Origin of the sequence: Vibrio tasmaniensis, assembly GCF_024347635.1 — a bacterium.
GTDB classification, from domain to species: domain Bacteria; phylum Pseudomonadota; class Gammaproteobacteria; order Enterobacterales; family Vibrionaceae; genus Vibrio; species Vibrio tasmaniensis.
In genome coordinates, this window is the sequence record NZ_AP025511.1 from 77,641 (window position 1) to 99,579 (window position 21,939).

The following is a 21,939-nucleotide window of genomic DNA, read 5'->3' on the forward strand; positions in this document are numbered from 1 at the left end:
TCAATAATAATATTCCGCCAGAGCCGTTTCGGCCATCCGCAGGGTTTCCTTTAAAAGCTTGAGTTGTGAACGAATCCACTTGATATATCTCTAAATTCACAATGGCTCCTAGCGCTGATATTAAATAGACATTGCAGCCTACAATAAGCACAAACACCCCGTGCTACAAGTGTTCAACAGCAACATTATTAATACTTATTTAAGAACTAAGGAATGATAAGCAAAGAGTTATGAAAAGAATTGGTGGATTAAGCTGAAGGTTTAATATCGGGCAGATAAGAGATAAAACGTATCAGCCCTGGTAGGAAACAAGCACCCATTCGCGGCACATAGGCATTGTATCGTGCCACAAACGTGAGGTTACTCAGCAATGGTAACTTTATTGAATCTACTGACGTACCAGAGCAGATTTCACAATGGTCAAGCCAAGCAGACCCAACATAACTCCTGTCACTTTATCAATATAGTAAGCAACACGTGTAAACTCTCGTCGAACTTTAGGTGCAGATAAAAGGAAGATAATCGCGGCATCCCATACAAACACAACCACCGTCATCCAAATACCTAGGCCTAGCTTAAACATTAAGCCAATGTCATTGTTCAACACAACCGTGAATAAGCTCAAATAGAACAATAGGTTTTTGGGATTAAGGATTCCAGATAGAAAACCCGTGACGAATTCTTTAAGAAAAGTCGTTTGATTGAAGCTATCTCCTTCGGAAACATCCATATTACGGTAATTACATTTCTTCGCTCTTATCGCTTGAACGGCAAGATAAACAAGAAATACACCACCAATTATCTTAAGAGCAATCATAACGGAAACGGATGCCGCTAGGATCGAGCCGACACCAACCAAACATAAAGCAATATAAACCGCATTGGCACTGGCAATACCGAATGCAACGCCGAGTGCTTTTCTTCCCTTATTTTTAACAGCACTCTTTACCACAATCACAAAATCTGGTCCGGGGCTCAATAGCGCCAAAAAGTGAGCAATCGCCACGGTAACAAAAATCCCAACTAAACCTGCATCCATAAACTAACCTCCTTCCGTTCAATTAATGCCCTACTATTGCATAACTAACGAAAAATGCTCAAGTAGATGAATATATATTTACTAATAACCTAATAATCAAACAAATCCCGTGTTTTCGTCGTGCCAAATCGGAAGTAGATGAGTCATTCGTGCACTTCTTCAGGCGTTCGTCGGTCAAAGGTTGATATCCCCTTGATTTAACATAGTGATTTTGTGCTCAAAGCTGACTTTTAGTTCCCATTAGGTCATAGGATTTTCACACCTAGATGCATTGCGTTAGGTTGAACTGAAATTAGAGACCTAAATTTGAGCTATGTCGCAAAATTTGGGCTACGATTTAGTTAAGCAAAGTAGGAAAGGAATCCGTCAGTGAAAGCATTTTATGTTTCAGTTCTTGCGTCATCATCCTTTTTAACTGGCACAGTGTTTAGCCAACAAAATGATATTTATCTCTACAATTGGGATGAATTTCTATCCAATAGCGTCGTGACCCAACTAAGTGACACGTACGGCATTTCTTTGAAACAGCAGTTTTTTTCTGATGAGTCGATCAGAGATGAAGTGCTATTAAGCGAACGTCGTGGCGCATTTGAGCTAGTCATTATAGAAAGTGTAAAGCTCAATGCGTTAGCCAAGCAGAACCTGTTTCATAATCTCAGTGAGTTACAACAATCCATTGCTGGTAACATAGATTCACGGTGGGTTGAAGGATGTGGCGAGTATGGCATTCCCTACGCTTGGGGGACTGCGGGAATCTTATATCGCAGTGACAAAGTAAACACTCCCACCTCTTGGAACGCTATTCTCGAACCAGACACGAACAGCAGTGGCCGCATAAGTATGTATTACGAACCTACGGATTTGGTGAGTACTGCATTGCTAGCGAATCAATTTGACCCCTTCACCAATAATGAGCAGGAACTTCGCGTTGCCTATAAAACCCTGCAAGCTCAAAAGCCACACCTAGAAAGCAACGAATACGTCATCGACTATATTCGCCAACCCGAACGTCTTGCTAACATCGACCTTGCCTACGGTTATTCTGGTGACAGTTATGTACTCAATGATTTGGAGCCTGATGCCTCTTGGTCCTACGCTGTGCCTCAAGAAGGCACAACGTTATGGTTAGAGTGCATTGCTGCGATTAATAACGGAGAGTTGTCTGCACAAGCAACAACGATTCTATCATTCTTGTCGCAACCCGAGATCGCCGCTCAAAACGCAATGGATTCATGGTTTGCAACTCCAAGCTCAAAAGCAAAAGCCTTAACAACACAAGAGTACCAAAATGATCCGGAGCTTTTCCCTAGCAAAGAGGTTTTAGAACGCAGCTATCTGTATCAGCAACTCGAACCCAATAGCATTCAAATTCGTAACCGTATTGTCGACAGTTTGAGATAATTAATGCCAGTATTAAAGAAGCTCTATTATGTACTCATTCCTACGTTATTGTTCGTATTTGCAATAGGCGGAATGGTTACTTACAACTTAGCCTCTAACCACGCGAAACACATGTACTTAGACGAAGTACAATCTGATGTGAACACCGCGCTCGTGGCGGCTGAATACGAGCAACTTGGTCTATCTTTGCTTGTAAAAGATATTGGTTCATCGCTACAGTTCTTGCGATATATTCAAAACCCTAGTGACTACACAACCTTGTCCCTGCTGGAAAAAAGAGTGCTTCGCGTCTTAAACCAGAGTCACGTTAATCAGTTTGGTCAACGTAACATCTATATCGTTGACCCTAAGTTCCAGTTAACGCTATCTACGCTACGAGCAGACCCTTTCGAAGGGTTAAAGATCCCCGATAACGCCTATGAAAACGTCTTCGATATCTATACCTCTCTGATTAATAAAAACGAATTTTCCCAAGAAGGCTTCTCATATATCTCTGTGAGTGGTGAACTTAGATACGCCTACGTCACTGCAATCGATCCTTACTTACTTCCACAAGACAAACGCGCAAACGACAGTTTAAATCGATACATATTGATTGCAGACGGTCCGTTAAAACAACTCTCCAACTTACTGATAAAATACAACGATGATGACAATATGCAACTTCTGATTGAGCCATCATCGGATACTGCACTCATAGAGAATACCCAGTTCGTTATCAAATCGTTTGAACAAACCAAAGACCGAATTAAAGTCGAGATGAACAGTCGTCACTTCCTCGCTCAAATTAATATCCGTGAAAAAAAATTCAACAGAGAGAAAGCAGCCATTGCACAACAAACATTGTTAGGAAGCTTTAGCACGCTTTTTACCATCATGTTGATTGTACACATGGTTGTACGATATCAATTGGTGCGTCCACTCAAAGATTTACTGCACGAGATATCCATTGGTGGGCTTAAACTGCGGTACTTCAAACGCTCATCGGGAAACAGTGAGATCGATGGTCTAAAGAACGCCTATATTGATTCATTAACGGAATTGAAATTCGAAGCTGAATTTGATCAATTAACCAAATTAGCCAACCGGCGATCGTTCATCCGACACCTCGATGTGCGCTTGAAAAGCTCGATGAGCCCTCATTGCTACTTGGTTTGTTGGGACATTATCGACTTCCGCAAAATCAATGATTTATATGGAGCAAAAGTGGGTGACAATGTATTGGTGAGCCTAGCAAAAGCACTTAAAGGAACATTGCAGAACCAACAATCCTCTTTTGGCTTTAGTTGTAGTGATTATTCACTCGCAAGGCTGGGAGGAAATCAGTTTATTGCCATATTGGAAATAGGTGAACACCAATCAATAAACGAAGAAATCGAGAACATTAACAACATCCTAACAGGGACAACATTCCTTGATTACTATGGTTTCAGACTTTCAATTGCAACAGGTGTTCTGCCTGTCGACACCCCGAAATTTGAAGAGATATGGCACAGATGTATTGATGAAATGCTAATTAGTGCGAAAGCTCACAGTGATGGGGAAAGTAGGATTGTTTATGGCGAAGAGCTCATTCAGTCACTAGAAAGACATGACGTTATCGAGAAAAGGCTATTAGAATGTTGTGAGAGCGACAACTTTGAAATTCGCTTCATGCCAATTTTCAATGCTCAGACACTTCATATCGACGGCGCTGAATGTCTCATTCGCTGCCCTGCTCTGTTTGACATTAAAGCTGGGCCCGATGAATTTATTCCGGTCGCAGAGAGGAGTAACCTAATATCCAAACTCGATATGTGGGTGATTAGCACCGCAATCAAAAGCTATAAAGAACTCTCAGAAATTCACAAGTACAAAGGCACCCTATCCATTAACATATCAGCAATGGAGCTCTATAATCGCAACTTTGCCGACAACATTCGTAAGGTACTCGAGCGTTATCAAGTGCCACCGGGCAACATCATTATTGAAATCACTGAAACCAGTTACGTAAAAAGCACCAAACTGACCGTCCAAACCATCGAGAGTATCCGAAATTTAGGTTTAAAAGTTTCCCTCGACGATTTCGGTACCGGTTACACAGCCTTTAATCAACTCCTTCACTACCCTGTCGATGAGCTTAAAATTGATAAGAGCTTTATCGATAATATCGTAACCGACAAAGCCGATCGTAAAATGGTCGAGTCAATGGTTAACTTAGGCCACTCCTGTGACACTTTCGTCGTGGGCGAAGGTGTCGAGTGTCTAGAGCAATATCATCATCTAAGACAATCAAACTGCGACCTTATACAAGGGTATTTCTTTAGCCAACCACTGACTTATATTGAGTTCATAGAGTTTGTCCGTGACCATAATCCACAAGCTATTTTGGACCAGTATTCACTTTCAGAGCCAAACTCTGATGAAAGGATTGTGGCTCTGAATCAGAAACAATAGCCGTTCTACTTAACGCCACTGATACTGATACTGGCTTGGATGCTTGTATTCGCTCGGATGCTAGTATTAGCTTGGTTACTTTGATTAGTTTGGATACGTTAATCGTCATGGAAACTGGATAAACACGTCCAGTCCCTTTCTGGTATAGCAAAATAGAGCTCAACAAGACGCAGAGGGTCAATCACCCCGTGATGTATTCCTACAAGCAAACAGAAGTCTGATCTCCATAATTAGGCAACTTCATTAGATCGGGAAAGGCTTTTAACATTTTCGCTTGAGTAGAAAATATGGAGATAATTAAGTAAAGTCACTAGGGTGGGACGAAACAACAAACGCTAGACTAAATCCACGATAGAAATTTAGCCTTGCATCGAGGTTAATAACTCCATCATATCTTGGGAGCTTATATTTTTCTTATGTCTCACTACGGCATCAATCATAAGCTCTAAGTTACCTGCAGAGATGTAATCACTAAGCACATCGTTGAATTTCTCTTGAATTTCATCACTCGCGTACAAATGATCAGGAATGAAGAATAAGAACTGGCTTCCACTGCTACGGAATGAAATGGTGCTTTCAGGGATCTTGCTGGTCAAAGACTTAGCAGCCGAGCTCACCACAAGGTCCCCATATTCAAGGCCATATTTTTGATTAATCTCGGTAAGGTTTCTGATTCGTACAAAATAGAGATCAAAGTTTTTGTCCTTCGAGTAGCTATTTTTAACAAATTTCATCAACGAAATTCGATTGCGAAACCCTGTAATAAAATCCGTAGAGTAGAGCTTTCTTTTGATAGAAAAATCCATATAAAAAATAATCCCAGTCAATAACAAGATGCCAACAAGAAAAACGCTACTGATCCGATGAACGGTAACCAAGTTATCAACCATTGAGGTATTTTCTTCAATCACAGGGCTTTGTAATCGAAACTTGTCGTTAATAAAATCGACGAGAGTGTGGTAGCAAATATCGACTTTTTTCTGTAGAGATTCCTTGGGCAACAACCCTTGGCTGACCAGTTTAATTGAGGATTCCAAGCTCTTAAATTTATCAAATTCCGCACTAAAATAAGGTTTAAAGTTTGCTGACTTGATGAAATTGGAGGACTCAGTACTGTTAATTAATATGTCAAAACGGCTCCACGTAATATCGTACGCTAACCATAACTCATCATAATCAATAGTTTCAGAACGGCTTACCATCAAGAAATTGGCGTATTCCTTCACCAATTGAAAAACGAACCACGTTGCCTCATTTTGTCGGGTAGAAAAACTCTTATTGATATCGTTAATTCGGGTCACACTGTAGATATTAATGGTGAGTACCACTACCGCTAAAGATAACACGACGACTTTAATTGCAGTCAATGACAACAGCTTTTTCATACTAAGCCCTTACAAATGAATATCGCGTATCTGCCAGATCATCTTGGCATGGAAGTCAGTGTTATCAATGTCTGGAGTCGAAGAAAGTGGATATATCAACCAGTACGGACCTTTTTCTCTGACTGACATAAATTGGCCATTTTGTTTAATCGCAATGATCGGCTGGTAGTCGTCAAAGTCTTCTTTGGGCACCGCTATTTTATAGTCGTTGAGTGCAACAAAAGTCACCTGTGAGGCCATGGGTAAATCCATAGTTTCAAGCACCGTTTGTAAGGCCACACCACTATAAACCAATTCTCCATCCAGCCAAGGTAATGACGTGGTGATTTCTTTTTGAGGAAGCAATAACAGTTGTTCTCGACTGAATTGATGCTTTTGCCCTAAGTGATCGAATATTGTCAGTTCCGATGCTGCAAAAATAGAAAATGAACACAGTGAAAGTATAAACAGAAGTGCAGCTCTCATTTTAAACTCCATTTTAAAAGGTCACTAATTTGAGTCTAGTTCATATTGGTCATTTGACTTGCTTAGACATTGTCTATTTTCTCAATGATGCTGTTCGAATCTTTCTCAAATAATGTTTCATTCCTGTAACCAGGTGCGAACAACACCTCCCCTTATCTCAATAAGACTTTAATTAGCGTTCATACAAGTAATCCCTGTTTTTTAAAGACAATGAGTAATCCAATCCTGCCACTGAATACGTACTGACTAATAAAATTGACAATAAATATGAGTCAGTAAGTAGCGAGAACGCTTATGCATGCTTAACCTTTACACCACGCTGAGTGTTTTCTGAGGTGCATCAAGCACTCGCTCTTTTCTTCAATAAGGGAATACGTAATGAGATTAAATAAGCAAAAGTTTAACCCCATAACCGCACTTTCCATTCTGCTAATGACGGCTGTCATGAATCCAGTTTTCGCAGAATCTAACGACGAGCAGTTCGAGTTAGGAAAACAAAAAGCCAAGGTGTGTATGACCTGTCATGGCGTTGATGGTATCTCAACACAAGACCCTTACCCGAACCTTCGCGGTCAAAAAGTGGGATACCTCATCTCTTCACTGAAAGATTATCAGACAAGGGAAAGAACCAGTGGTTTGGCGATTCTCATGCAGCAACAAGCCGACACACTTTCAGATCAAGACATCCGAGATATCTCCTACTTCTATTCAATGCTCGGCAAGGAATCGAGTTCAGTTAGCGACTCAAAAACAGACAGCAAATCAAAACTGTAGGCAAGGAGCCTTGTTATGGAACAAGTGACAACGCAGTACAGCATCAAGGTCGTGAGATACTTTATCATCGCCTCTTTTATCTGGGCGATTGTGGGGATGATCATCGGTGTGATCCTCGCCGCTCAATTATATTGGCCTGTGCTCAATTTCGATTCTCAATATTTCCAATTTGGTCGTCTTCGCCCTCTGCATACCTCAGGCGTTATTTATGGGTTTGTGGTGAATATTCTAATGGGGACTTCACTCTATATTGCCCAACGAACTGGCCATTGTGAGCTGTTCAATAAAAGCCTGTCGTGGATGGTCTTTTGGGGATGGCAATTTATTCTACTACTCGCGGTCATCTCCTTGCCTGGGGGCCACACCAGCTCAAAAGAGTATGCGGAACTTGAATGGCCAATCGACTTAATGATAGTACTGGTTTGGGTGCTCTATGCAGTGTTGTTCTTTGGCACCCTAGCCAAGCGTAAGGTTAGCCACATCTTTGTGGCTAACTGGTTTTTTGCTGCTTTCATTATCGTTGTTGCCATGATTTTCATTGTGAACAATCTTGCGATGCCGGTTTCGGCCATGAAGTCCTACTCTGTATTCGCAGGTGCTCAAGATGCAATTGTTCAATGGTGGTGGGGACATAATGCCGTTGGTTTCTTACTGACCGCTGGTGTGATCGGTATGAATTACTATTTCATACCCAAAGCGGCGGATCGACCTATCTATTCGTACCGCTTGTCTGTGATCCATTTCTGGGGCTTGGTCGGCTTTTACACGTGGGCCGGAACGCACCACCTAATCTACTCTTCCGTTCCCATCTGGATTCAGAACATCGGAATCGTGATGTCATTGATCCTGTGGCTCCCTTCCTGGGCTGGTGCGTTCAATAGCGCTATGACCCTTCTACAAAACAAAGAAAAGCTGAAGTCCGACTACATTCTTTTATTCTTTTTCTCAGCGATTCTTTACTACTGCTTGGCAACATTCGAAGGCCCGTTACTTGCTATTCGCTGGTTCAATATGGTGGCACACAACACCGAATGGATAATCGGCCACGTACATTCCGCAGCACTCGGATGGGTGGGAATGTCAGGGATAGCGGTTTTTTACTACTTCATTCCACGCTTGTGGGGCCAAACCGATCTTTGGTCACGACGACTGATTAAGTGGCATTTCTGGCTTGCTCATGCTGGTGTCGCTATTTATGCGATTGCGCTTTGGGTCGCGGGGATCGGTGAAGGTTATATGTGGCTCGCCCAAAATGAAAATGGCGAACTGATATACAGCTTTGTAGAGGCTATGGACTTTAAAGCACCTTGGTTGTTCTTACGATTCTTTGGTGGTGCGCTGTTTGTTCTGGGTTTATTCCTAATGGCATTTAACTTATTTAAAACCGTTCGTATGCCAGTAGTACATAACGCCAAACACGCCGTTAATGAGGGGGCTTAAATGATGAGTAAAGACTTTACACATTCAATCGTCATTTTAATTTTGACCACTATTGTCGTCGCTTCCTTTTCTCTGTTGGTTTGGGTAGTGCCTAGCATTGTCCGTGGAGACGATATTGCCAAAGGCAGCTTAGCGATGCCGCTCACACCTCTTGAGTTAGCAGGACGAGACATCTACATCAGTGAAGGCTGTCATGTGTGTCACACTCAAATGGTTCGCCCTCTAGAGCCTGAAGTGAAACGTAATGGTCGCCCAAACAAAGAAGCAGACGACATCTACGAATTTCCTAACTTGTGGGGTTCTAAGCGTACGGGGCCTGACCTCACTAACTTAGGAAGAAAGTATTCTGACCAGTGGCATGCTATTCACTTAATTGATCCTCGAAAAGTCGTACCGACATCGATCATGCCCGCCTACCCTTGGTTATTTGAACAGACTCTGTCAGGCGACGACATAAGCGACAAAATGGAAACCCTCCGCATACTTGGCGTTCCTTATACTGACCAAGAAATAGGTGACGCCAGATTACAAGTAAGAGGAAAAACCAAAGGTGAAGCTCTGATCCGCTATCTACAAAGCCTTGGTAAAGATACGTCACAGGAGGTATCACAATGAGTGCATTTTGGAATCTATGGGCGGTAATTTTAACCTTAATCTTCTTCGTTCTTATGGTATCTGTTGTCGTTAAATATTGGCGTAGCAATCACCAAGCCGATCAAGACCACACCCTTGGCACTTTTGATGGGATTGAAGAAAAAGATGCGCCACCGCCAAAACTACTCTTTGTTAGCTATGCTATTGCCTTTCTATTGTCTGCTGGCTATTTGGTGCTCTACCCCGGGCTTGGTGAATGGGAAGGGTTAGTCGATTGGAAGCAAAGTGACGACAAACTCAGCTTACCCAGCACAACGTTAAACGAGCAATTCTCTCAAACAACGGAAACCACCCTCGAAGGATTGTCTGGCATACCCGAAATAGTAAACAGCGGACAAATCTTGTTCCAAACTCACTGCGCGGCTTGTCACCGCGACAACGCTCAAGGTCAGAAACACTTCCCTAACCTTATTGACCAAGAATGGCTATATGGTGGTAGTGATGAAGCGATCATTCATTCGATCGCCAAAGGGCGAAATGGCGCGATGCCGGGTTGGAGCGAGATAATGCGCCCCGATGAAGTGGCTAAGGTTTCTTACTACTTAGCTTCGCTCAATCAACGCCATACCGATGTTCCAGAGGTGAAAGTCAAAGTCGGCAAAGAGCTGTTTGCAAAATACTGTTCATCTTGTCACGCCGATGGTTCTATCGCGAATCCGGCGATCGGCGTCCCTGATCTTTCCGACGATATTTGGCTGCATGGCGGCAGTATTGAAGAAATTCAGCACACTATCAACAAAGGCTTGAACAACCTGATGCCTGCGTTTGATAAACAGCTTACGGAAAACGAGATACTCGCACTGGGTGCTTACATTAGACATGGGGGCTCAGTGCAGCAGCAAAGACGCGCGAACCTAGAAGCTCAATCTGTTGAACGTGGAGAATACCTCGCTTATGCCGGTGACTGTGTCGCGTGCCATAGTGCAGAAGGTGGCGAACCCTTTGCTGGCGGGCTTCCTTTTGTGACACCTTTTGGCACCGTCTATTCAACCAATATTACGCCCCACACAACAGAAGGTATTGGTACTTATAACTTTGATGATTTCCGAGCCGCGTTAGTTGCGGGTAAAGGTAAAAATGGTTACCTGTACCCTGCAATGCCTTACACCTCTTATCAATACCTCACCGACCAAGACATGCTCGATTTGTGGGAATACATGCAGTCAATCACCGCGGTGCCTCGCCGCAATAACGACAACAGCATGATGTTCCCATCGAATATCCGTCTAGGTCTGCTCGGGTGGAACATTGTGTTCATGGATACCAACCCGATTGACTATCAAGTGCCTGAAGAGCTTAAATCGGAAGTCGAAAACGTTGAGAAATGGCAACAAGGGAAATATTGGGTTGCTGGTCTTGGACACTGCTCTGAGTGCCACACCCCGCGAAACATTGCCCAAGCGCTGATACCAGAACGTATTTTCCAAGGTAACTTGATTGACGGTTGGAATGCGCCCGATATCACGGCAAACGAACTTTATGTCGATGGTTGGGATGAAGCGACACTGACTGATTTCTTACACACGGGTCACTCAGACAAAGGGACTGCCTTTGCTGGCATGGCTGACGTAGTGAAAAACAGCCTAAGTTTGATGACGCGTGAAGATATCGAGTCGATGTCCTATTACCTACTCAGTGGTGACATCAACAACACCATCAGCAGTGACGCCGTTCCGTTGCAGCCCAAAGGGTTTGATGAAGACTCTTACGCGACTGACATTTACACCACGTATCGCCAGACATGTGGAGCCTGTCATGGTGACGATGGTAAGGGACGTGACCCTATCGCCCCTACTCTGTTGAATAACGGCATTATCATGCACAGCGATGCATTCAACACCATCGCGGTAACCGTGCGTGGCCTACAACCCACCTATCTCGACAAAGACAGAAACTTCATGCCGATGGCAAGCTTCGAAGATGTGCTGTCGGATCAAAGGTTGGCTGAGTTGATCACCTTCGTGCGATTGCACCTTGGAGATAGAGAGGAACCAGTAACGGCAGAGCACGTTCGAGAGGTAAGAGAAACTCTTGAAGCTGCAGGTTACGCTGGAGGGTTACACACCACACCTGAAATGTACGAAAGTCGAGATAAGAACATTAACATTCGCTAAGTTCTGTACGTATTCAATTTACTCGGTAAGCAGCCACAATACGTTACTTCTATCACAGCTTAATCAATTAAAAGGAGACCAGCGTGTCTCCTTTTCTTTGTTATCAAGCTGACACTCTCAACGATTGAGACCACAACACAATTATAACTAACTGATTACACAATTAAGCGAATCTGCACACAATGCGATCAATCTCGCAGAACAAATACAGTACTAGATGCATAATATGAAAAATTTTATAAAGGTGCAGCAGAGGACAGTTATGGATACAACTACACTCATCTACGATACGTTGGAAGGCCTGTCGAGCGCAAAGCCACAGCAACACGCTCAAATCCGCCAAAATCTATATAACCAATTAGATTTATCATTTGAGAAGCAGTTGGCTTTATATTCATCAGTTCTTGGCCCAGCAAGTGCTGGTAGATTGACCGACTTGGATAGCGCAGTGATCTCTGCAAACAAGATTGTTGGCATAGAAAACAGCTAAACAACCTTTAACCTATCTCAATTTTAACGCTGCCATTGTGCAGCGTTTTCTTGTTTTTGGCGGACGTTTTTCTAAAGTAGATAGCTTCTAACGTAGATAACCTACGCAGAAAATTGGATTATTTCGGCAGGTTCTCTAACGCATCAACCATCGTCATTAGCTTATCGACGATTCGTTCACCATCCATTCTCAAACCATTGTGCTCATACTCGTTGGTAATCCACGCTTTTGAGTTTGGAATGTTCGCCAGTGTTTCGCGGCTGTAATCCAGCTCTACATACATATCATCCGCATAAACCGCACATGCCATCGGAACCGTATTCTTACTCAGCTGCTCTGCATTGTACAAAGAACCCCAGTCCGACTTCTCGGCCAACATGTTTGCCGCTTCACGTAATGGCTTCAGCGTTTCTAGTTGGTCGAACATCCATGGGTACACCATTTCTCCGGTAAACCAGAACTCGCTACCCGTTTGGTAGTTAAAGTGTGGGTACTGCTCGCGTACTCTGTGTGCAGACCAGTTAGACGCTGCACCTTGGCAGTAAATCGATTCATGCAGAATCGCGTAGATAGGGTTCGTTAGGTAGCCCTGCTCTTGCTGCATTTGATTTAAGAAGCTGTAGCTCAACTGCTTGCTTCCGTTCATTTCAACAAACGCACTCTCCAGTGTGAAGTACATTGGAAGGTTTGCTTCGCCGCCACCAAGATTAATACCGATCAACTGGAACTGTTCAACGCTAAACACCTGACCGTTTGGCAGTCTCACATCATTGTTAAGCAGGTAATCAGAGATCTCACGACACATAGCTTGTGCTAATGGGAACTGAGCAAAAAAGGCTCTGTTTTTGTCTTCTACACGCTTGTAAGTCGCACGATAAACATCGTCAGCTTCTCGCTCAATAGACGGAATGCCGCCCGTCACATAACAGCGCTGCAAGCTCTGTGGAAACAGTGACAAATAGCTCAGTGTACAGAAGCCACCGAAGCTTTGACCAATCGTCGACCATTGTTTAACACCGAATTGCTCACGAATCGCTTCAGCGTCTCGAACGATGTTGTCCGCTCTGAAATGCGTTAAGTATTCGACTTGTTGCTCTGGCGATAAGTGCGCCAAAGTTTCATGGCTAATCACCGTGCTGTTACCTGTACCACGTTGGTCTAGAAACAGAACACGATAGTTTTGTAATGCACGCTTTAGCCAACCTGATTGACCGCTCACTCGAGGAGATGGAAAGCCTGGGCCGCCCTGAAAGTAGATAAGCCACGGCAGCTCTTGCGTATCTTTAGCGAGATCAACCAGCTCACGTGCGAAGACTTGGATCTGTTGTCCATCTTTGGCTTGGTAATCGAGTGGCAACTCAAAAGTGTGCTGACGATACAGGGTGGTTCCATCAATAAAGTTAGCTTGCACGCTTCATTCCTTTTTATCTGATTCTAAAGTCATCGGTACGAATAAAAACGGCGCCCTTTGGCACCTTCCTTAGCAAGATACGCATACTAGCTTGTAAATGAAACCGTTTGTTGAACCTGAATGTGAAGGTACTTCATTAAATCGCCCAATTAGCTTTAAACGCGTAACAACTTGTTTCAAAACAGAAGGTTTAAAGAGGGTTATTGAGAGGAAGAATGAAAACGGGAGACAAATAAAAAGAGCTTAACGAGGTGAGGATACGTTAAGCTCTTTGGTTTTATCTGTGTTGATAAACTAACTGGCTTACTCGCTGTTAATCTATCGAACCTGTTAGTTCTAATGAACCTATTAAATCTAGCGACTACGAAGCCGTCAGTTCACCGGCACCTTGAGTCGAGCGTTCGCTGCTCTGAACTAAGATTGCGGTAGCGGTCTCTTTCAGTGCCGACCACTCCCCATCATCAACCTCAATACCATCGTTCCACGCTTTCTCTTGAGTTTTAAAAAGCGCTTCTGATTCAATGTGTGTTTGGTAGCCATCTGACAAACGTTCGATATCGAAATCCTGGACGGAAAGTTCGATGGTCATATTGTGGATATGTTCGTACGATGCCAGTAGCAAATCTGATAAAAACAGTTCTGGAGCAACGCAACCACGATTAAGAACACACAAAGTGCTCTTAGGGTTAGAGCCGTTATCCCAACGTGCCATGCACGCAATACCTTTTGCAGCTAGCTTTACAAGCTCGCTATACGCCAACCAACGGTTGTGGCAGTTATTTAACTCAATTTTCAGCGTCTTTTTACCGACCATTTTTTCAATGGCGTAATCGATAACCACAGGAAGGTGACACGCTAAGCTCGCCTTGTGCAGGTCGACTTCAACAGTGTTATCGCTGCGTACTTGAATGTCTACAGGGCAATCGTCTTCTAACCCCATAAAGTTGCTCGCATTATTAAAATGACGAACACCATCCAAACCGACCATTTGTAAATCTGCCACCATGTTCGCTATCACATCGGCTTCACCACATGTACGACGCATACCCAAAAAGGCTTTATTAACGGCCGCTACCAGTTCATTGTGAGAAACGATCATAACGATTTACCTCCATGTTGAGCGTTGATATGTGTAGGAACTTTATTTGAGTCAGCGAGCTCCGCTTCACTTGGTGCTTCACTTGGTAAGACTGGGAACACCCATTCGTCCTGATGAATTTCATCAAGCAGTGGCGCTCCTTGGAAAAACGTCACTCGTACCCAGCGATCTGAGCGAGGATCAAACTTAGTCGCACCAAACATTGCTAGCTTACAACGCAGTAAGTGCATTGGCGGCGAATCTTGGTGAAGCACATTCATTTGAATGTCGCCCATCGCCTTGTTACCTAGCGTCCACACACGGCGCGCAATTGCACGGTGTTGCGGCTGTTTAACAAGGAATTCGGCCAATGAAAGCTCAGGCGCAAATTGCAATAAAGCATGGTACAAACGATAAGCTTGACGGCCAATATCCAACGGCAGTTCACGCTCTTCACCCAACTCTTCGCCTCGAACTCCGAGCCTTGGCTCTTCTTTGTCTTGAGAGCGATACCAGAACCAGTAGTTGTTTTCTGCTTTAGTAAAGTCGGTCGTGATCGCCCAACGGTACTTTTCTTCTAGTACAACCAGAAGGTCTTGAATCTTTTTGCCGCTAGGAAGCGACAGTGTTTCGCTGCAATTCATTTGCTCTTGATGAGCGTCCACTAATTCTGGGTACAATTCCATCAAACATGAGATAAGGATTTCTTGGGCTTCCATACTCATTTGCTTAGATTGCTCGACTAACTGCGACCATGTATCGCACAGGCTGACAGAAGCTTCTAATGATTGTTCTGTGTGCTTCAAATCATCAACAGCAGCTTTGTTCAGCTCTTGCTGTGTTTCATTGATGGTAACGACTTGTTCTAAATGACAAATCGCTTTTTTAACTAAGGTACGTAGTGGCTCGATCAACGCCGTATCAGTTTCACTGGACAACACGTCCGCCAATGCATGTTCACGGGTTGTCATCCACTGGTCGACAATACTAGGGTGGTTAATAAGGTATGGCGCCATGCCTAAACCAGTTGCATTACCAACACCAAGGTAACGTTGTAATCCTCGATGCAAGGTAATCGCTTGTTCACCGCCCTGTTGTTCGGCTAGGTAATGAACCCAGTCTAAGCTGAACTCACGCAGCATATACACCGCACACATTTGAGCGCTAAACGACTGATTAAAATCTTCATTTTTCTCTAAGATTTTAAAATCAGCGATGCCAAATTTGCCATTACCATAAACGGCAGTGGTTCGCAGGATGTAGCCTACTTCAGCCAGTTCTTTGGGCGTTGGTTGAACACCTTTAGCCAGGTGACTAACGATATGTTCAAACACACGTACACTTTTGTTTGCACGCGCTAAAACAAGCACATTGTTAGGATTACGGCCAGCTTCTTGAAGCGGTACATTCGCACGAAGTCTTTCAAGTAGGGTGACATCAACATCACCAAGAACAAGCGCAAACGTTACGTCCCACTTTTCAGCAATTACACGGTCATTTCGTTCGTCATCTGCAATCTCATCGCAGAAAACAACCAAATGATAAACATGGTTTGGCGTCGCAAGCTTATAGATAACATGACCAAAACCTTGAGCGTCTAATTGCCACTCATGTTTCGTCACTTTCCATTCTTGCTGCGCCATTTTACGAATCAGAGTTCTAACGAAGCTGATACGTGTTTGGTGCATTGCACCTAGCCTTTCCGGTGCCATGACGACAGTCGCGTCACGTAGTGCTGATTCAGTGTAGGTAGAACGATGTGCATCCATTTTGCTCACCACCTTATAGTTATAGGATTTTGCTAGCCATTCAGAACCGATCGTTGCCATCATTTGAAGCATTCGTTTTTACAGTGTGTTGGTTAGCTTTCACGTTATTTGGGGTAAGTGAACTCACCCCTTATTATTTGTCCTAACTAGATCGATTGACCTAAATACGTGCCGCCCGGTGTATCTTCACCAGTACGGGTTTCCTCTTCCTTTCGGAATCTTGTGTCAGCCTTCTTTCAAAGGCTGAAACCTTGTTTCTCTTTCATTTTTAGAGAGCGTTTTCTCTACAGGCTCTTTTCTTTACAGACCCTGTTCTTTTGCCATCTTGATTGCGATTTGAGGCGCATTCCAAAGCGATGGCAGTAAGATTATGGACACCGGTACCGCTGTGATTACAATGAACGATTGCAGCGCGGAGATTCCGCCTGAACCTAGGGAAATCAGAATCAATGCAGTTACCCCCATCATCACACCCCAGAAAGTACGAATAATTGCGTTAGGCTCAGTCTCACCACTGACTACCACACTGATGGTGTAAGTCATCGAGTCACCGGTCGTTACGATGAAGATCGTGGTTAAAATCAAGAACAGAATAGAGATAAGCATTGGCATAGGTAGCTGCTGAGTTACCGCCAGTAGTGCGCCTGGTAAGTTGAACCCTTCGAACGCTTTACTTACGCTACCTGGATCTGCAATTTCGAACGCAAGACCAGAGCCACCAACAATCGTGAACCAGAAGCAAGTTACAAACGGTGCAATAAGGCTAATGGTTGATACCAATTGGCGAATACTACGACCGCGTGAAATACGAGCGATGAAGATTGCCATCATTGGGCCGTAACCTAAGAACCAACCCCAGAAGAACACTGTCCACCAGCTTAACCAACCTTCGTCACCACGGTATGTTGCCATTGGGATGAAGTTATCTATCATGCTGCCTACACCTTGGATGTAGCCATTGAAGATGAAGTTCGTTGGACCGAAGATAAGGATGTAGACCATCAATGCCATTGCTAAAATTACGTTGTAACGGCTTAGCATTTGCATTCCGCGATTAAGACCACTTAATGCAGACAATGTGTAAAGCACGATAGCGAACAAAATAATGATTAGCTGTGTTGTGAAGCCATCTGGAATACCAAACAGTTCGTTCAGAGCGTAGCTGACTTGCAAGCCTAAGAAACCAATCGGACCGATAGTACCCGCCGCTACAGCGACAATACAACATGCATCAATCAGTGCGCCGGTGTGGCCTTTCAGTGCTCTTTCGCCCAAAACTGGGTAAAGCAAAATACGAGGTTTAAGAGGCAAGCCTTTGTCGTAGTGAAGATGCATTACCACGATAGACGTTAAGCTGCCCACAATTGCCCATGCGAGGAAGCCCCAATGCATGAATGATTGTGATAACGCATTCACCGCGCCTTGCTGTGCGTTTTCTTGTGCGCCATACAACGGTGGTGGGTTAACGTAGTGAGCGATAGGCTCTGCTGCCGCCCAAAATACACCGCCGCCCGCAAGTAGCGTACAGAAGATGATAGCCATCCAACGGAAGCCATCCATTTCAGGTTTCGCGATGCCGCCTAGGATAACCTTGCCTGTTCGCCCTGCCGCCAGGCCAAGACCAATAAGAAAAGTCAGAAGAAGAAGCATTTGCCAATAAGGGCCGAACACTTTTACCGACCAAGCAAAGCCTGTATTTACTAAGCTTGATAGCAGCTCGCCATCAAATAAAGCAAGCGCCACGAACAGAGCGATAAAACCGCCGCTGTACCATAATGCTGGGTTGGTAAGTCCTAATTTGTCTGAAGTCGATTCAGACTGGTTTGTGTTGCTTTTTGCATTAATTGCTGTGTGTGCTTGACCCGCATTTACGTTTGAAGATTTCACGCTATTGGTTAAATCAGACATACTCTGACTCCAGAGGTTTCTTTGCAGCTGTCATTTTAATGACGACTACAAGAGGTGTATTTAACACCTGCCCTATTGTTTTTTGTGTTGGGCAGGCTAATCCATGTTTGGGTTACCGCGTTGCGAAATAGACCGTTGTTCCTTTTAAATAGTGAAATTGGTTACAACAGCACGTCTAAATGAACGTTTATTAGAAGGCTGCTAATTTGATGATTGCTAGTGAAAAAACACTTAACCCTTGCTTTGAGGCTCTAGGCCATCTTTCAAGAAGTTAAACCAGTTTTCTCCCAAGACTTGCCCAGCTTCAGACTCGCTGAAACCATGGCGCATCAATCCGTTATAAATATTTTCCATACCCGCACTACCACAGAACCAAGGCAACGCATCTGGCCAACCTGAGTTGTTTGCAGAGCCTTCACCGTAGTCCATTGCTTTAGACCAACGACCATTTCTCATCCACTCAAGAACGGCTTGAGGTTGATTTAAGCATAGGTCACTACCAATACCTAGGTGTTCTACGCCAACCATGTCAGCGGTAGTCGCAACCATTTGGCAGAAATCTTCCAACGTACATTGGCTGCCATTTGGTAGGTGGAATGGGTACAAGCTGAATCCGATTAGGCCACCGCGTGCGGTTAGGGCTTTAATCACATCATTTGATTTGTTTCGTAGTGCATCATGAGCAAACGTTGGGTTCGCATGGCTAATACAAATAGGACGAGAAGACAGGTCAATCGCCTCAAGCGTTGAACGCTCGGCACTGTGAGACATATCGATGATCATGCCCACTCGGTTCATCTCTTCAATCGCTTGCTTACCAAAGCGTGTGATGCCTGTGTCGTTCTTCTCGTAGCAACCCGTCGCCAATAAGCTCTGGTTGTTGTACGTCAATTGCATGATCAAAAGACCTTGCTGACGCATTACTTCGATAAGACCAATCTCATCATCGATTGGAGAACAGTTTTGAGCACCTAGAAAAATGCCGACTTTGCCTGTCGCTTTTGCAGTTTCAACATCAGCCATTGAATGAATCGGCATGATAATGTCTGCATTCTGCTCGAATCTTAAGTTCCATTCTGCAAAGCGAGATAAGGTTTCACGAGCTGTCTCGTGGTAAACCGCGGTAGCGTGAACTGCTGTAATGCCGCTCGCCTTTAGTGTTTGGAAATATTCTCTGTTCCAATTGCAGTATTGCAATCCATCTATAACAATCCGTTGCTGGTACATAACCACTCCTATTGAAAGCTCAGTGTTCTAGCTCGGTTTTGAAAACACGCTCAAATAACATGTTTTCAAAAATGGGTTAAATCACTTGTCTAATTTCGTTTGCTGCTTTGGTTGGGATGTTGGCCTGACTCTGTGAATCAAGCCAATTCGATAGCTGGATAGCTTGGGACTTAATATCCTCAGCTATCCAATTCTTATATAGAAAGTTGCTTAGTAAGGACGCTGGTAAGCTGTCTTCACTACTGTGTAGAACTCTTTCGCGTACTGACCTTGCTCACGAGGACCGAAGCTAGACTCTTTACGACCACCAAACGGTACGTGATAATCAGTGCCCGCTGTTGGTAGGTTCACCATCACACAACCTGTTTGCGCTTGTTGCTTGAACATTGCGCTAGTGCGTAGGCTTTGAGTAATGATGCCGCCCGTTAGACCAAAGCGAGTATCGTTTGTTGTCGCGATAGCTTCTTCTAAGTCAGCTACACGAATCACGCTTGCCATTGGTGCAAACACTTCTTCTTGGTTCACTTCCCAATCGTTCTTAGTATTCAAGAACAGCGTTGGAGACATGTAGAAACCTTCATGTTTCATGCTTAGGCGTTCGCCACCAAATGCTAGCTCACCGCCACTTTGACGTGCTTTCTCAACCCAACCTAGGTTTGCTTCAAGTTGGTTACCATCGACAACAGGGCCCATGAATACGCCGTCTTCTAGTGCATGACCCACTTTAAGCTCGCTCATACGCTTGATCAGTGCTTCAACGTATTGGTCGTGAATGCCATCCATAACCACTAGACGAGAAGATGCTGTACATTTTTGACCCGCGCCAGAGAACGAACCTGCGATAGTCGCATCAACAGCTGTTTGGATATCAGCATCATCAGCAACCACAAGTGCGTTCTTACTGCCCATTTCTAGTTGGCAACGAACGAAGTTTGGCGCTGTAGCAGCTGCAACCTTACGACCTGTATCAACAGAACCAGTAAAGCTCACACCGTTCACTTCTTTAGAGTTGATCAGTGCATCACCTACTTTCGAACCGCTACCTAGAACAAGGTTGAACGTGCCTGCTGGCATGCCTTGACGGTGGATAATCTCAGTTAGCGCAACTGCACTTGCTGGTGTTAGGTTTGCTGGTTTCCAGATAACGCTGTTACCGAAAGCCAATGCTGGAGCGATTTTCCAAGCTGCTGTTGCTGTTGGGAAGTTCCAAGGAGAGATGATGCCGATAACACCCACCGCTTCACGAGTCACTTCAACAGAAACGCCTGGGCGTACTGATTCTGCGTTGTCACCAATTTGACGAAGTACTTCTGCTGCGAAGTATTGGAAGAACTGACCTGCACGGTAAATTTCGCCACGACCTTCAGCAAAAGGCTTACCTTCTTCACGAGAAAGCAACGTACCTAGCTCATCACAACGTGCAATCAGCTCATCACCGATTGCTTGAAGTACTGCTTGCTTACGTTCAATCGGCGTTTTTTCCCACTCTGGTTGAGCGTGCTTTGCCGCTGAAATCGCTTGTTGAACTTGGTCAGCACTTGCTTGTGCGAAGTTACCGATGTTTTCAGAAATATCTGATGGGTTAATGTTCGCAACGGTGCTTACACCCGCTTGCCATTCGCCGCCAATGTAAAGTGCGTTTTCTGCTTGAACATTCTGTAATTGAGTCATCATTCTGTCCTTGTAACGGTTAGGTTGCGGTTGAGTCTGGCAACCATCTGGTTAATTAATAAACTGTTAATATTCAGGTAATTAATTGCTAAAATAAGATGTATATTTTGTTTCTAAAGTAAACCAAGTCGCTTGTATCAATAAACCACTTCAATTTAAAAGAGTTTTGATCCGCAAAGAGCTTTAGTTCACAGTCGAATTATTCAGGTTGAGACGCCGATGCATAAACCACGAACTCGACCAGCATCTCTTCTCTTGCTAACCCTGCAACGACGACGGCAGCACGGTTTGGATAAGGTGCATTGAAGTATTCTCCGTATACGCTGTTTACCGTTTTTAGATATTCACGGTCTGTCACGTAAATCAGAACTTGCAGCACTGAATCCATAGATTCGCCTGCACACTCCAATGTATGAACAAGGTTGTTAAAAGTCTGACGCGTTTGCGCTTCGATACCGCCCTCTACTACTGCGCCAGTTTCATCAATTGGAATCTGCGCTGTGTATAGAGTGCCGTTATTAACGATTGCCCACTCTAGTGGTGCTTTTGAAGCGAAAAGCTCGGTTTTTACTGGGTGTTTTTTAGTTTGTGCGTTCACGATTCCATCCAACTTTGTAACAACTATGTTTCAAGATGGTTAAATACTGCACCTTGACGACTGATAAATCTAACGGTAA

General features: G+C 44.1%; 17 protein-coding genes and 1 pseudogene. 7 read left to right on the forward strand and 11 right to left on the reverse strand.

The features are described 5' to 3' along the window. Nucleotides 1-37: 37 nt before the first annotated feature. Both OCV44_RS14795 and OCV44_RS14800 read right to left on the reverse strand, forming a co-directional pair. A pseudogene (locus OCV44_RS14795) lies at nucleotides 38-157 on the reverse strand (phenazine biosynthesis protein PhzF); the annotation flags it as partial. A gap of 231 nt (nucleotides 158-388) precedes the next feature. Continuing rightward, nucleotides 389-1,039 carry a LysE family translocator gene (locus tag OCV44_RS14800; protein WP_139684213.1) on the reverse strand — a complete coding sequence of 217 codons (651 nt, stop codon included), beginning with the start codon at nucleotides 1,037-1,039 and terminating at the stop codon, nucleotides 389-391. Between the two features lie 369 nt (nucleotides 1,040-1,408). On the opposite strand from OCV44_RS14800, the gene OCV44_RS14805 reads away from it, so the two are divergent. Together OCV44_RS14805 and OCV44_RS14810 are read left to right on the forward strand one after the other, a co-directional pair. Further along, complete coding sequence (locus tag OCV44_RS14805; RefSeq protein ID WP_139684212.1) at nucleotides 1,409-2,440, forward strand: ABC transporter substrate-binding protein; 1,032 nt, start codon at nucleotides 1,409-1,411, stop codon at nucleotides 2,438-2,440. A 3-nt stretch (nucleotides 2,441-2,443) separates the two neighbouring features. Next, a complete protein-coding gene (locus tag OCV44_RS14810) occupies nucleotides 2,444-4,876 on the forward strand; it encodes a putative bifunctional diguanylate cyclase/phosphodiesterase (protein WP_139684211.1) in 2,433 nt (810 codons plus the stop codon). Between the two features lie 359 nt (nucleotides 4,877-5,235). On the opposite strand, the gene OCV44_RS14815 is transcribed toward OCV44_RS14810, so the two are convergent. Beyond that, nucleotides 5,236-6,261: a diguanylate cyclase domain-containing protein gene (locus OCV44_RS14815; RefSeq protein ID WP_139684210.1), complete on the reverse strand. Its 1,026-nt coding sequence runs from the start codon at nucleotides 6,259-6,261 to the stop codon at nucleotides 5,236-5,238. Between the two features lie 9 nt (nucleotides 6,262-6,270). Next, on the reverse strand, nucleotides 6,271-6,738 hold the full coding sequence (locus OCV44_RS14820) for a hypothetical protein (protein ID WP_012600765.1): 468 nt from the start codon (nucleotides 6,736-6,738) through the stop codon (nucleotides 6,271-6,273). A 366-nt stretch (nucleotides 6,739-7,104) separates the two neighbouring features. Here OCV44_RS14820 and OCV44_RS14825 point away from each other — a divergent pair, with 366 nt between their 5' ends. The 5 genes from OCV44_RS14825 to OCV44_RS14845 all read left to right on the forward strand — a co-directional run bounded on the left by OCV44_RS14825 (nucleotide 7,105) and on the right by OCV44_RS14845 (nucleotide 12,198). Then, nucleotides 7,105-7,500, forward strand: coding sequence for a c-type cytochrome (locus OCV44_RS14825; protein ID WP_139684209.1), 396 nt, complete (start codon nucleotides 7,105-7,107; stop codon nucleotides 7,498-7,500). Between the two features lie 15 nt (nucleotides 7,501-7,515). Next, nucleotides 7,516-8,940, forward strand: a complete 1,425-nt coding sequence (gene ccoN / locus OCV44_RS14830; RefSeq protein WP_139684208.1) for a cytochrome-c oxidase, cbb3-type subunit I — start codon at nucleotides 7,516-7,518, stop codon at nucleotides 8,938-8,940. Further along, nucleotides 8,941-9,555, forward strand: a complete 615-nt coding sequence (locus OCV44_RS14835) for a cbb3-type cytochrome c oxidase subunit II (protein ID WP_139684207.1) — start codon at nucleotides 8,941-8,943, stop codon at nucleotides 9,553-9,555. It abuts the gene before it with no gap. After that, nucleotides 9,552-11,708, forward strand: coding sequence for a c-type cytochrome (locus OCV44_RS14840; RefSeq protein WP_139684206.1), 2,157 nt, complete (start codon nucleotides 9,552-9,554; stop codon nucleotides 11,706-11,708). The genes OCV44_RS14835 and OCV44_RS14840 overlap by 4 nt, the downstream gene beginning before the upstream one ends. Before the next feature lie 262 nt (nucleotides 11,709-11,970). Continuing rightward, on the forward strand, nucleotides 11,971-12,198 hold the full coding sequence (locus tag OCV44_RS14845; protein WP_139684205.1) for a PAS factor family protein: 228 nt from the start codon (nucleotides 11,971-11,973) through the stop codon (nucleotides 12,196-12,198). Between the two features lie 118 nt (nucleotides 12,199-12,316). Here the strand turns inward: OCV44_RS14845 and OCV44_RS14850 are convergent, their stop codons facing one another. From OCV44_RS14850 to OCV44_RS14880, 7 genes are all read right to left on the reverse strand, one after another. Then, nucleotides 12,317-13,609, reverse strand: a complete 1,293-nt coding sequence (locus OCV44_RS14850) for an alpha/beta fold hydrolase (protein WP_139684204.1) — start codon at nucleotides 13,607-13,609, stop codon at nucleotides 12,317-12,319. Nucleotides 13,610-13,970: 361 nt separating this feature from the next. Continuing rightward, nucleotides 13,971-14,708, reverse strand: coding sequence for a DUF3726 domain-containing protein (locus OCV44_RS14855; RefSeq protein WP_139684203.1), 738 nt, complete (start codon nucleotides 14,706-14,708; stop codon nucleotides 13,971-13,973). Then, complete coding sequence (locus tag OCV44_RS14860; RefSeq protein ID WP_139684202.1) at nucleotides 14,705-16,519, reverse strand: hypothetical protein; 1,815 nt, start codon at nucleotides 16,517-16,519, stop codon at nucleotides 14,705-14,707. Before OCV44_RS14860 ends, OCV44_RS14855 begins: the two co-directional genes overlap by 4 nt. Before the next feature lie 237 nt (nucleotides 16,520-16,756). Beyond that, the gene (locus OCV44_RS14865) at nucleotides 16,757-18,364 is read right to left on the reverse strand and encodes a BCCT family transporter (RefSeq protein WP_139684201.1); all 1,608 of its coding nucleotides are present in this window, start codon (nucleotides 18,362-18,364) and stop codon (nucleotides 16,757-16,759) included. Between the two features lie 231 nt (nucleotides 18,365-18,595). Next, nucleotides 18,596-19,591, reverse strand: a complete 996-nt coding sequence (locus tag OCV44_RS14870) for a membrane dipeptidase (RefSeq protein WP_029222845.1) — start codon at nucleotides 19,589-19,591, stop codon at nucleotides 18,596-18,598. A 210-nt stretch (nucleotides 19,592-19,801) separates the two neighbouring features. Next, the gene (locus OCV44_RS14875) at nucleotides 19,802-21,262 is read right to left on the reverse strand and encodes an aldehyde dehydrogenase family protein (RefSeq protein ID WP_004730413.1); all 1,461 of its coding nucleotides are present in this window, start codon (nucleotides 21,260-21,262) and stop codon (nucleotides 19,802-19,804) included. 199 nt (nucleotides 21,263-21,461) lie between these two features. Next, nucleotides 21,462-21,860 carry a RidA family protein gene (locus OCV44_RS14880; RefSeq protein WP_004730412.1) on the reverse strand — a complete coding sequence of 133 codons (399 nt, stop codon included), beginning with the start codon at nucleotides 21,858-21,860 and terminating at the stop codon, nucleotides 21,462-21,464. Nucleotides 21,861-21,939 lie beyond the last annotated feature (79 nt).

What these genes read in the sequence shown, in the direction of transcription:
- ccoN (WP_139684208.1), top strand. Translation starts at nt 7,516, where the DNA reads ATGGAACAAGTGACAACGCAGTACAGCATCAAGGTCGTGAGATACTTT.
- OCV44_RS14855 (WP_139684203.1), bottom strand. Translation starts at nt 14,708, where the DNA reads ATGATCGTTTCTCACAATGAACTGGTAGCGGCCGTTAATAAAGCCTTT.
- OCV44_RS14870 (WP_029222845.1), bottom strand. Translation starts at nt 19,591, where the DNA reads ATGTACCAGCAACGGATTGTTATAGATGGATTGCAATACTGCAATTGG.
- OCV44_RS14860 (WP_139684202.1), bottom strand. Translation starts at nt 16,519, where the DNA reads ATGATGGCAACGATCGGTTCTGAATGGCTAGCAAAATCCTATAACTAT.
- OCV44_RS14845 (WP_139684205.1), top strand. Translation starts at nt 11,971, where the DNA reads ATGGATACAACTACACTCATCTACGATACGTTGGAAGGCCTGTCGAGC.
- OCV44_RS14825 (WP_139684209.1), top strand. Translation starts at nt 7,105, where the DNA reads ATGAGATTAAATAAGCAAAAGTTTAACCCCATAACCGCACTTTCCATT.
- OCV44_RS14810 (WP_139684211.1), top strand. Translation starts at nt 2,444, where the DNA reads ATGCCAGTATTAAAGAAGCTCTATTATGTACTCATTCCTACGTTATTG.
- OCV44_RS14835 (WP_139684207.1), top strand. Translation starts at nt 8,941, where the DNA reads ATGATGAGTAAAGACTTTACACATTCAATCGTCATTTTAATTTTGACC.
- OCV44_RS14875 (WP_004730413.1), bottom strand. Translation starts at nt 21,262, where the DNA reads ATGACTCAATTACAGAATGTTCAAGCAGAAAACGCACTTTACATTGGC.
- OCV44_RS14840 (WP_139684206.1), top strand. Translation starts at nt 9,552, where the DNA reads ATGAGTGCATTTTGGAATCTATGGGCGGTAATTTTAACCTTAATCTTC.
- OCV44_RS14800 (WP_139684213.1), bottom strand. Translation starts at nt 1,039, where the DNA reads ATGGATGCAGGTTTAGTTGGGATTTTTGTTACCGTGGCGATTGCTCAC.
- OCV44_RS14820 (WP_012600765.1), bottom strand. Translation starts at nt 6,738, where the DNA reads ATGGAGTTTAAAATGAGAGCTGCACTTCTGTTTATACTTTCACTGTGT.
- OCV44_RS14865 (WP_139684201.1), bottom strand. Translation starts at nt 18,364, where the DNA reads ATGTCTGATTTAACCAATAGCGTGAAATCTTCAAACGTAAATGCGGGT.
- OCV44_RS14815 (WP_139684210.1), bottom strand. Translation starts at nt 6,261, where the DNA reads ATGAAAAAGCTGTTGTCATTGACTGCAATTAAAGTCGTCGTGTTATCT.